This window comes from Staphylococcus sp. EG-SA-2 (assembly GCF_017152085.1).
The window spans coordinates 1-657 of record NZ_JACYHC010001178.1 but is presented as its reverse complement, the minus strand read 5'-3'; the positions used below and the strand labels follow the sequence as shown (position 1 = coordinate 657).

At 34.6% G+C, this 657-nt stretch carries 1 pseudogene; it reads right to left on the bottom strand.

Annotated features, from left to right (window positions below):
- Positions 1 to 377: pseudogene (locus tag IDG60_RS19335) on the bottom strand (endonuclease III domain-containing protein); the annotation flags it as partial.
- Positions 378 to 657: the final 280 nt, after the last annotated feature.

Here is a 657-nt window from a genome sequence, read left to right as displayed (position 1 = left end):
GTTTCACTTCCAATACCTTTCAAAGATAATAATTCTTTTCTTAATCCACCTTTATATCGCTCATTAATCTCTTGATAATTGAAATGATGTCGTGCTAACCATGTTAATAATGTTTTAATCGTCAGTGTTTTACTTTTATAAAAGCCACTTGAATGTATCAATGATTGTAACGTTTCAATAGGTAGTTCTAATATATGATTGGGATTAAAATGCGTATGTTCTTTAATCTGATTCAATGCAATTTCTGCATTTCGCCATCTAGTATTTTGAACTAAAATTGCACCTAACATCAGTTCAATGTCATTATCAGCAGGCCACCAATTTTGCGGTCCCATATGCCTATATAACAATTTATACAATTCATCAGTTCCTAACATTTACACCCTCCTTTTAGAGCCCCTAATTAATAAATTAATTAGGGGCTCTTATGCAGTTGCTGCGCAAGCAAGCCAACTGTATTCCTTTACTCCCCTTGAGCTTTAGCGATTTAGGCTCTCTTATGCAGTTGTGCAGTAGCATCCAACTGCGTCCCTCTTAACCTTATTCACATACTAAGCATTCCCCAATATGTCACATACCTAATTAAAAACACTCCAACACAAAGTATCTTTCGAGAAACTCTACGTTGGAGTGTATATAAATGTTCTTACATTGATT